Raw genomic sequence first — 8,867 nt, forward strand, 5'->3', positions numbered from 1 at the left:
TAGTGAGTCGAGGTCTACTAGTCCACTAAGTCTAGTACAAGTTATTCAAACGAGTCGGCTAAGGAATCGCACTGCTTTAGTGCGTTGAAACTTAGACGGATAATGCGTTTCTTAGTAGCTAAGCCTAAATGCTCTATTGTTTGGCATTAATTTTGCAGTCTAACCAGCATGGAAAAAATACGCATGAATTACGATAATCTAATGGATGTTATGGCCTGCGCGGTGGTCGTGCTGGACAAAAATCTATGCGTTTCCTATATGAATCAGTCTGCCGAGATGCTATTTGGGCAGAGTTTGCAGCGCATGCGTGGAGCTAGTATCACTTATTTGGTGCATAGTGATGTCTTTCATGCCCAATTAAGGCTCGCTTGGCAAATGAATGACCCACAAGCGGTGCGTGAGCAAGTCATGTATTTGCTGGATGAGCAACAAGTCACGGTCGATTGCATTATTACGCCGGTTTACGAATATGAGCCGCGCAAAATTACTGGCCTCTTGCTTGAGCTTCAGCGGGTTGATCGGCAAATGCGGATTGTGCGTGAGAAGCAAATTCTCAATCAGCAGCAAGCGGTGCATGAATTAGTGCGTGGGATTGCGCATGAGATTAAAAATCCCTTAGGTGGTTTACGCGGTGCCGCGCAACTGCTTGAGGCTGAGCTAGATAACCCTGAATTAAAAGAATATACGCAGATTATTATTTCCGAAGCTGACCGTCTCAAGCGCTTAGTTAATGGCATGTTAGGGCCGGGTAAATTGCCTTGCCGTGAGCCAGTGAATATTCATGAAGTCTTGGAATATGTGCGCCACTTAGTCGAGATTGAGGGTGCGGCGAATGTGCGCTTTATTCGTGACTATGACCCGAGTATTCCGGAGTTATTAGGTGATCGCGGTCAACTCGTACAAGTTTGCTTAAATATTGTGAATAACGCAGTGCGTGCAGTCGGTGAGAGTGGCACGATTTGGCTGCGTACTCGGGTATTACGTCAATTTACGATTCAACAACACCGGCATAGGTTGGTACTACGTACCGATATTTGTGATGACGGTGAAGGGGTGCCCCCGCATTTAATCGATAAAATATTTCTACCGATGGTGAGTGGGCACGCGGATGGCAGCGGTCTTGGCCTTGCGATTGCTCAATCTTTACTGCGTCAACATGGTGGTTTGATTCAGTGTGAGTCGGTGCCGGGGTACACCTGTTTTTCAATTCTAATCCCCCTAGATAGAGGAGAGGGTCCTGATGGAAATGAACCAGGCTGAGCATATCTGGATAGCGGACGATGATCGTTCGATTCGCTGGGTCTTAGAGCGGGCTTTGCAAAAAGCGGGGATTAAAGTACGCAGTTTTGAAGGCGCAGATCAGGTCTTGAATGCTTTGCGCATAGAAGAACCTGACGTACTCCTAACCGATATTCGTATGCCCGGCACAGATGGCCTGACGCTCCTCTCCAAAATGCAAAGCGGTCATCCGGATGTACCGGTAATTATTATGACAGCGCATTCGGATTTAGATAGCGCCGTTTCTGCTTATCAAGGTGGTGCTTTTGAGTATTTGCCTAAGCCTTTCGATGTGAATGAAGCGGTTGATTTAGTCCGCCGTGCTTGTCGAATGCGCCAAGAAAGTCGCACCCATGTGGTCGGCGAATTAACAGCTGATGGTGCTTTTGCTGCTGGCGAAATTATTGGTAAAGCACCCGCGATGCAGGAAGTATTTCGGGCGATTGGGCGCTTATCTAAATCGAGTATTACGGTTTTAATCACGGGTGAGTCGGGAACAGGCAAAGAATTAGTCGCCAAAGCCTTACATACCCACAGTCCACGTGCGAATAAACCCTTTATTGCCTTGAATACCGCAGCGATTCCGAGTGAACTTTTAGAGTCGGAATTATTTGGGCACGAAAAAGGTGCATTCACCGGCGCTTATGCGCAGCGTAAAGGGCGGTTCGAGCAAGCGGATACCGGCACTTTATTCTTAGATGAAATTGGCGATATGCCTGCAGAGCTACAAACCCGTTTGTTACGGGTGTTAGCTGAGGGGACTTTTTATCGTGTAGGTGGGCATACACCAGTTAAGGTGGATGTGCGCATTATTGCAGCGACGCATCAGAATCTTGAGGAATTAGTGCGTAAGGGTTCTTTCCGTGAAGATTTATTCCATCGTTTGAATGTGATTCGTATCCATAATCCACCTTTGCGCGAGCGTCGCGAAGATATTCCGCTCTTGCTCAAGTTCTTTTTAATGCGGGCGGCAGAAGAGCTGCATGTGGATGCTAAAGTTTTATCGCCTGCAGTGACGACCTATCTACAAGGTTTAACTTGGCAAGGTAATGTGCGTCAGCTCGAAAATACTTGCCGTTGGCTTACGGTGATGGCTTCTGGTCAAGAAGTGGTGATGGATGATTTGCCTTCAGAATTGCAAGAGCGCGAGCAAGCTAAAGCAGAAATTCCGGGAGATTGGGAAAAGGCTTTAGCTCAATTTGCAGCGCATCGCTTAGCCAATGGCTCCACCGCATTCTTGGATGAAATGTATCCAATTTTTGAGCGCATTTTGCTCCAAGCGGCTTTAGATAAAACTGGTGGACGCAAAATTGAAGCAGCTGAATTACTAGGTTGGGGGCGGAATACCTTAACTCGTAAATTAAAAGAGCTAGGATTTGAGGGGCATTAAGTATAAGTGACCCTAAATCAACCTAGGGTCGCGTAAAAGCTTTAAAATGACAAAGGCCAGCATTGCTGGCCTTTTTTATACTGAGCTAGGCTAAGAATTAGCAGCTGTAGTACATATCGTATTCAACTGGATGAGTCGTCATCCGGAAACGAGTGACTTCTTCAGTTTTCAGAGTGATATAAGCGTCGATCATGTCATTTGAGAACACGCCGCCTGCTAATAAGAACTCACGATCTTTATCCAGTGCATCTAAAGCCATGTCTAAAGAGTGACAAACTTTTGGAATTAATTTGTCTTCTTCAGGAGGAAGATCGTACAAGTCTTTATCCATTGCTTCGCCTGGATGGATTTTGTTTTTGATACCATCTAAGCCAGCCATCATCAGCGCTGCGAACGCTAAGTAGGGGTTAGCACTTGGGTCTGGGAAGCGAACTTCGATACGACGACCTTTCGGGCTAGAGACGAAAGGAATACGGATAGAAGCAGAACGGTTACGCGCTGAGTAAGCTAACATAACAGGTGCTTCGAAGCCTGGAACTAAGCGCTTATAAGAGTTAGTGCCTGGGTTACAGAAAGCATTCAGTGCTTTTGCATGCTTAATCACGCCGCCAATGTAATACAGTGCAGTTTCAGACAAACCTGCATAGCCTTCACCGGCGAAAGTATTAGTACCGTCTTTGGCTAAAGACATGTGCACGTGCATACCAGAGCCATTATCACCAACGATAGGCTTAGGCATGAAAGTGACAGTTTTGCCATATTGATGCGCAACATTGTGGATCACGTATTTTTGACGTTGAGTCCAATCTGCACGTTTCACCATCGTAGAGAAACGAGTACCGATTTCGCATTGACCTGCGGTGGCAACTTCATGGTGATGAACTTCAACGGGAACACCCACTTCTTCTAGGATGTTACACATGGTGGCACGAATGTCTTGGAAAGAATCAACCGGTGGAACTGGGAAGTAACCACCTTTAATGGTGGGACGGTGCCCCATATTGCCATCAGCATATTCTTTGCCAGAGTTCCAACCCGCTTCAACAGAGTCAACTTTCACGAAGCAACCGCTCGTATCTGCACCCCAGCGAACGTCATCGAAAATGAAGAATTCTGGTTCTGGACCAAAGAAAGCAGTGTCAGCAATACCTGTTGATTTTAAGTAAGCTTCAGCGCGTTGAGCAATAGAACGTGGATCACGCTCATAACCTTCCATGGTCGCTGGGTCCACGATACCGCAAGTAATATTTAAGGTAACATCTTGGAAGAAGGGATCGATGAAAGCAGATTCTGAATCTGGCATCAGGATCATGTCTGACTCATTAATGCCTTTCCAACCAGCAATCGATGAACCGTCGAACATTTTACCGTCTTCGAAAATGTCCTCATTGAATTCACTGATCGGCACAGACACGTGATGCTCTTTGCCACGAGTGTCAGTAAAACGGAAGTCAACGTATTTGACATCCTTTTCTTTAATGAGGTTCATGACGTCTTGTACAGACATGTTGTTGTCTCCTGAAATTGCAGAAATGGGTCAATGGTCAAATAAACCAGAAAAACTGTGTGTATGATATGCAAACACTATGCCATTTGCTAATGGCTTGTTTTCTAGCATAAATGGGAAACTATTTTTGTGCAAAAGCACAATAATGGTGCAAATTAAATCAATATGCACCATTATTGTGTTATCTCGGTATAAAATTTCACAGCGCCTATATAGCCCAGCTGTGCACAGGCTTGCCTAAAGTCATTTAACAGTGCAGGACTAGCATTTGGGTGCACATAAACATCCAATTCGATTTTGCCATCTAAATAATGCAAGCCGAGTTTAAGTGATTGCACTTGTAGCGGTTGGGATAAAGGGTTAGCTTCTAAAGCTTCAACGAGTTCTTGGCGACTAGGCAACTCAATACTGACCTCACCTTCTTCATCATCTTCTGGATCAATGTGTACAGTGACATCAGTAACCTCTGGAAAATGATTCTCGAGCTGGTGGGTCACGTATTCAGCGATTTTATGCCCTTCAGATACGCTAATATGCCGAGAAACTTGAATATGTGCGTCTGCAAAAACATTCCCGCCCATTTTCCGGGTGCGCAGCATATGCACATTTTTAACGCCAGGTAGGGTATGAATGTAATCAATAATCTTATTCGATTCTTCGGTGGATAAGCCGGTATCGACCAGCTCGCTGGTACTTTCTAATAGCAATTGCACCGCCATATAGAAAATCATCACAGCAATAATGATGGCAGCTACAGCATCCAACCAAGCATAACCGAGTTGTGCACCACCAATCGCAGCAAGAACTAATACCGACGAGAGTGCATCCGAGCGATGATGCCAAGCACTCGCTTTGAGCATCGGAGAACGAATCTTCTGGGCGATGCGTACAGTATATTGATACAACGCCTCTTTACCAAAAATGGCTAAGGCCGCAAAAAACATTGCGCTAGCTTCCGGAATCACTAAAGGCGCATCCCCTGTTAAGCGCCCCCACGCTTTCAGCAGAATAACAACGGCTACACCACCCAGCAGCAAGCCTAAGACTACCGTGGCTAAGGTCTCAATGCGCCCATGTCCGTAAGGGTGATTCGCATCCGCTTTCTTACCAGCATGGTGTGCCGCAAAGAATACGATGAAGTCTCCGACTAAATCAGAGAGAGTATGCATCGCGTCAGCAATCAAAGCTTGCGAATGGGTGAGAATGCCACCAATGATTTGTGCAATCACCAATACAATATTGACACCCATACCTACAAAGGCAACACGTTGGGTGATTTTCTGACGGGCATTGTCAGTGGTGTCAGCCGCTTGCATAGGAACGGAGTTCATGTCGGTATACCCACTTGTAAGCTAATAAGATAGTCCCGATCTTCAGTGTGAGTAGTTAAGACAGTATGCCCATGAATACGCGCCCAAGCGGGTACATCATGTAAAGCACCTGGATCAGTGCAATACACGGTGAGAGTATCACCTACAGCTAAGTTTTCAATGGCTTGTTGGACGCGAATGACTGGCAAAGGGCAAAGTAAACGCCGTGCATCCAGAGTGAAGGTTTGGGGCATACGAACTTCAGGCTAAAACTAAATAAGCCGTGGATTATACAGCGGCTTGCCAACAAGCGCGAATCAAAGCTGCTTCGGTTTGACGCTGTTCTAACTTGTGCCGGAATTCAAGTGGATCTTTTTGTAAAACGAGGCTACCAGCACGCGGTTCAAGGATAGCGACTAGTCTTGAGAGCCAAAAGCGCAGAGCGGCTGCTTCTAAGAGAACTTGCCATTGTTTGGCCTCTAACTGAGTAAAAGGACGAATCTGTTGATAAGCACTTAAACAACTGACAAGTCGCTCAGGATCTAAAGCACCTGCTTCCAAACAGCACCAATCATTCACCACAATCGCTAAATCATATAACCAACAGTCATGGCAAGCGTAATACCAATCTAATACACCACTCAGCTGATTGTGAATAAATAAAGTGTTATCACGAAACAGGTCAGCGTGAATTAAACCTTGCGGCAAATCAGCTAGTTGCAGGGTTTGCTGACGTTGTAGACTGGTACTTAATAAAACTCGATCTTCGGATTCGACTAAAGGCAGTAAACGCTCAGCCGTTTGCATCCGCCAAATATGCCCACGATCAGGGGCACGCTTTAGTCGAAAACTCTGTCCAGCTAAATGGATTTTAGCAAGCAGCTCACCCATCGCGGCACATTGCTGCAAATTGGCTTGTAGAAGGGTTTCACCCGCTAAGCGTGTAATTAGGGCGGCAGGTTTACCTTTACATTCGCTAAGCAGTGCACCTGTTTGCGTTGGAATCGGAGCAGCAATCGGTAGGTTTGCACCTGCCATATGCCGCATGACGGCTAGAAAATAACTTAGCTCATTCGGGGAGTGCTGCTCAAACAAAGTAAGGACATAGTGCCCTGTGCTGGTATTTACAAAAAAATTACTATTTTCTACCCCAGCTTCAATACCTACAAAATCTTGTAGTTCGCCCACAGCATATTGACTCAAGAAGGCTTGCAGCTCTTGAGTAGTCACGGGTGTAAACACAGACATGCTTAAGCGTTTACCAAGAGAAAACTTTCCAGCTAGGAATCATCATCTCATCGCTGTCGCTATGTGCGCTTTTTACCGATGTTGAACCCATATCTGAGCCGACTAAACTATAACCTGCTCCACCATCGGCAGGTAAATACTGGACGGTACTAGCAATCGCTTGTACGCGCTCTTCTTCAATGGTAGCGAAACGATCTTGAGTACGAATCGTTTGTAGTTTAACTTTGCCATTCACTTCTTCAGTGACACTGGCATCAGTTTCAGCATGCACAACTGATAAACTAGCTAGAAAGCTAAGGGCTAACAAATACTTTAAGCGGTTATTTTTCATTATTATAGCTCCATATAATTAGCGCTTTCTTCAGCCGAGGGACCAGAAACATTGCGCTCATAATGTTGGAAAATGTAATCGACAATGGCGTCAGCATCATCAAGTAACACAAATAAATCTAAGTCTTGTGGCGAGATGGTACCTTCCGCTACTAAGGTCGCTTTGAACCACTCAATCAAACCTTCCCAAAAAGGCGTATGTACCAACACAATGGGAATACGTTGGGTTTTTCCAGTTTGGACTAAAGTCAGGATTTCTGCTAGCTCATCTAAAGTTCCAAAGCCACCCGGCATTACCACATAAGCGGATGCATGTTTAACAAACATCACTTTGCGCGAGAAGAAATGGCGGAAATACAAGGAAATATCCTGATAAGCATTGCCGCTTTGTTCTTTGGGCAATTGGATATTTAAGCCAATACTAGGTGATTTACCACCTTGAGCACCCTTGTTAGCGGCTTCCATTAAACCCGGGCCACCACCACTGACGACGGCAAAGCCTGCGTCGGAGAGTTTGCGGGCAATCTCCACGGTTAATAGATACAAGGCATGGTCGCGTGGTGTGCGTGCTGAGCCAAAGATACTAACCGAAGGACGAATTCGGGCTAGGCGCTCGAAACCTTCGACAAATTCACCCATGATTTGGAAAATTTTCCAGCTTTCGCGGGCTAATTCCTTATCGTCAATTGGGCGTAAGACGGGGTGGTGGGCGCGTGTTTCTTGATCCATAGCCTTATTCTTCTTGTCTCAAATTGATGAAGTCGTTAATGCTTAAGAACTAGCCTTCTCTTCGGGTGTATAAGCCACTATGGTCAAAGCATGTAATTGCCCCGAAGTAATGGCTTCATTCACTGCTGCATAAACGAGTTGATGCCGTTTTACTTTACTCAAGCCCTGAAAACTCGTACTGACAATTTCTGCTTGATATTTATAACCATCACCTTGCACCGTAATTTGTGCCTCGGGTAACCGAGTTTGGATGAGTTGTGTGACGGCCTCATTACTAATAGTCATGAAAAATCTATGCCTTTAATCGCTCAAAAGTTTGATCTAGCAAGGCTAATAGCCAGCGCTTGCTCTTTTCTCGCTTATAGCGCATATAATGCCCTGAGTCTACTGTTCGGAAGTCAGGGAGTATCATGTCTAACGACGATTTAATCAGACAGGTACAGAATACCTGTGTGGAGTTTTGTGCTGCCTTAACACAAGATGAGGTTAGCAAGTTTGTCCACTATATGCGCTTTGTGGAGTTAGGCGCTAATGAAATGCTCGCGGATATTGGAGATGTTGGTGCGAGTTTCTATATGGTCATTGGTGGTTCCATCCAATTATATCAAGTGGATGGTAATGCAGAGTATGCGGTAGGCACTATTTCCCCTGGTGGCTTAGTGGGCGAAATGTCCTTTTTTGATCGTCGCCCCCGCACGGTACGTTTAAAAACCGGCGAGTCCGGTGCGCAACTCTTAGAAATTAAACGCCAAATGTATAGCCGCTTACGGATTGAAGAGCCGTATATTTCTACTAATCTTTTGGAGTTTGTGATTCGTAGTCTTGATGAATTAGTCCGTGAATTAAGCGCTAAACATGCTGATTTAAAAAAATTATTAGAAAGCTAATTCACTCACAGTCGGGTTCTTTTTCTTCCTCTTCAACGGCGGGGGTAGCGGCTTCAGCTTGGTTTTTATTTTGAGTGGTTTCAGTTGCTGTAGGCGCAGTACTTGAGCTTACCGTTTCAGCAGCTTTAGGCTCAGCTGGAGCTGGAGCTGGAGCTGGAGCTGGAGCTGGAGCTGGAGCTGGAGCTGGA

Annotated in this window: 10 protein-coding genes and 1 pseudogene; 3 read left to right on the forward strand and 8 right to left on the reverse strand. The window is 45.6% G+C overall.

Annotated elements, in window-relative coordinates:
- The first annotated feature begins 168 nt into the window (after positions 1-168).
- Both glnL and ntrC read left to right on the forward strand, forming a co-directional pair.
- Positions 169-1,260: a nitrogen regulation protein NR(II) gene (gene glnL / locus Q0230_RS19550; protein WP_298613578.1), complete on the forward strand. Its 1,092-nt coding sequence runs from the start codon at positions 169-171 to the stop codon at positions 1,258-1,260.
- On the forward strand, positions 1,247-2,668 hold the full coding sequence (gene ntrC / locus Q0230_RS19555; protein WP_298613616.1) for a nitrogen regulation protein NR(I): 1,422 nt from the start codon (positions 1,247-1,249) through the stop codon (positions 2,666-2,668). Before glnL ends, ntrC begins: the two co-directional genes overlap by 14 nt.
- A 97-nt stretch (positions 2,669-2,765) precedes the next feature.
- On the opposite strand, the gene glnA is transcribed toward ntrC, so the two are convergent.
- From glnA to Q0230_RS19590, 7 genes are all read right to left on the reverse strand, one after another.
- Complete coding sequence (gene glnA, locus Q0230_RS19560; RefSeq protein WP_298613581.1) at positions 2,766-4,175, reverse strand: glutamate--ammonia ligase; 1,410 nt, start codon at positions 4,173-4,175, stop codon at positions 2,766-2,768.
- A gap of 173 nt (positions 4,176-4,348) precedes the next feature.
- Entirely contained in the window at positions 4,349-5,506 is a 1,158-nt protein-coding gene (locus Q0230_RS19565; protein WP_298613584.1) for a cation diffusion facilitator family transporter, read from the reverse strand.
- A complete protein-coding gene (locus Q0230_RS19570) occupies positions 5,503-5,739 on the reverse strand; it encodes a sulfurtransferase TusA family protein (protein WP_298613587.1) in 237 nt (78 codons plus the stop codon). Before Q0230_RS19570 ends, Q0230_RS19565 begins: the two co-directional genes overlap by 4 nt.
- A 34-nt stretch (positions 5,740-5,773) precedes the next feature.
- Positions 5,774-6,733 (reverse strand): homoserine kinase, encoded by a 960-nt coding sequence (locus tag Q0230_RS19575; RefSeq protein ID WP_298613590.1) that lies wholly within the window; start codon positions 6,731-6,733, stop codon positions 5,774-5,776.
- Between the two features lie 10 nt (positions 6,734-6,743).
- The gene (locus Q0230_RS19580) at positions 6,744-7,064 is read right to left on the reverse strand and encodes a hypothetical protein (protein WP_298613592.1); all 321 of its coding nucleotides are present in this window, start codon (positions 7,062-7,064) and stop codon (positions 6,744-6,746) included.
- Between the two features lie 2 nt (positions 7,065-7,066).
- On the reverse strand, positions 7,067-7,792 hold the full coding sequence (locus Q0230_RS19585) for a TIGR00730 family Rossman fold protein (protein WP_298613594.1): 726 nt from the start codon (positions 7,790-7,792) through the stop codon (positions 7,067-7,069).
- 42 nt (positions 7,793-7,834) lie between these two features.
- Positions 7,835-8,077 carry a BolA/IbaG family iron-sulfur metabolism protein gene (locus tag Q0230_RS19590; protein WP_298613597.1) on the reverse strand — a complete coding sequence of 81 codons (243 nt, stop codon included), beginning with the start codon at positions 8,075-8,077 and terminating at the stop codon, positions 7,835-7,837.
- A gap of 125 nt (positions 8,078-8,202) precedes the next feature.
- Between Q0230_RS19590 and Q0230_RS19595 the strand changes: the two genes are divergently transcribed.
- On the forward strand, positions 8,203-8,679 hold the full coding sequence (locus Q0230_RS19595) for a Crp/Fnr family transcriptional regulator (RefSeq protein WP_298613600.1): 477 nt from the start codon (positions 8,203-8,205) through the stop codon (positions 8,677-8,679).
- A 1-nt stretch (position 8,680) separates the two neighbouring features.
- Here Q0230_RS19595 and Q0230_RS19600 read toward each other — a convergent pair.
- A pseudogene (locus Q0230_RS19600) lies at positions 8,681-8,867 on the reverse strand (hypothetical protein); the annotation flags it as partial.

It is taken from the genome of uncultured Thiothrix sp. (genome assembly GCF_937876535.1).
Taxonomy (GTDB): domain Bacteria; phylum Pseudomonadota; class Gammaproteobacteria; order Thiotrichales; family Thiotrichaceae; genus Thiolinea.

What these genes read in the sequence shown, in the direction of transcription:
- glnL (WP_298613578.1), top strand. Translation starts at nt 169, where the DNA reads ATGGAAAAAATACGCATGAATTACGATAATCTAATGGATGTTATGGCC.
- ntrC (WP_298613616.1), top strand. Translation starts at nt 1,247, where the DNA reads ATGAACCAGGCTGAGCATATCTGGATAGCGGACGATGATCGTTCGATT.
- glnA (WP_298613581.1), bottom strand. Translation starts at nt 4,175, where the DNA reads ATGTCTGTACAAGACGTCATGAACCTCATTAAAGAAAAGGATGTCAAA.
- Q0230_RS19565 (WP_298613584.1), bottom strand. Translation starts at nt 5,506, where the DNA reads ATGAACTCCGTTCCTATGCAAGCGGCTGACACCACTGACAATGCCCGT.
- Q0230_RS19570 (WP_298613587.1), bottom strand. Translation starts at nt 5,739, where the DNA reads ATGCCCCAAACCTTCACTCTGGATGCACGGCGTTTACTTTGCCCTTTG.
- Q0230_RS19575 (WP_298613590.1), bottom strand. Translation starts at nt 6,733, where the DNA reads ATGTCTGTGTTTACACCCGTGACTACTCAAGAGCTGCAAGCCTTCTTG.
- Q0230_RS19580 (WP_298613592.1), bottom strand. Translation starts at nt 7,064, where the DNA reads ATGAAAAATAACCGCTTAAAGTATTTGTTAGCCCTTAGCTTTCTAGCT.
- Q0230_RS19585 (WP_298613594.1), bottom strand. Translation starts at nt 7,792, where the DNA reads ATGGATCAAGAAACACGCGCCCACCACCCCGTCTTACGCCCAATTGAC.
- Q0230_RS19590 (WP_298613597.1), bottom strand. Translation starts at nt 8,077, where the DNA reads ATGACTATTAGTAATGAGGCCGTCACACAACTCATCCAAACTCGGTTA.
- Q0230_RS19595 (WP_298613600.1), top strand. Translation starts at nt 8,203, where the DNA reads ATGTCTAACGACGATTTAATCAGACAGGTACAGAATACCTGTGTGGAG.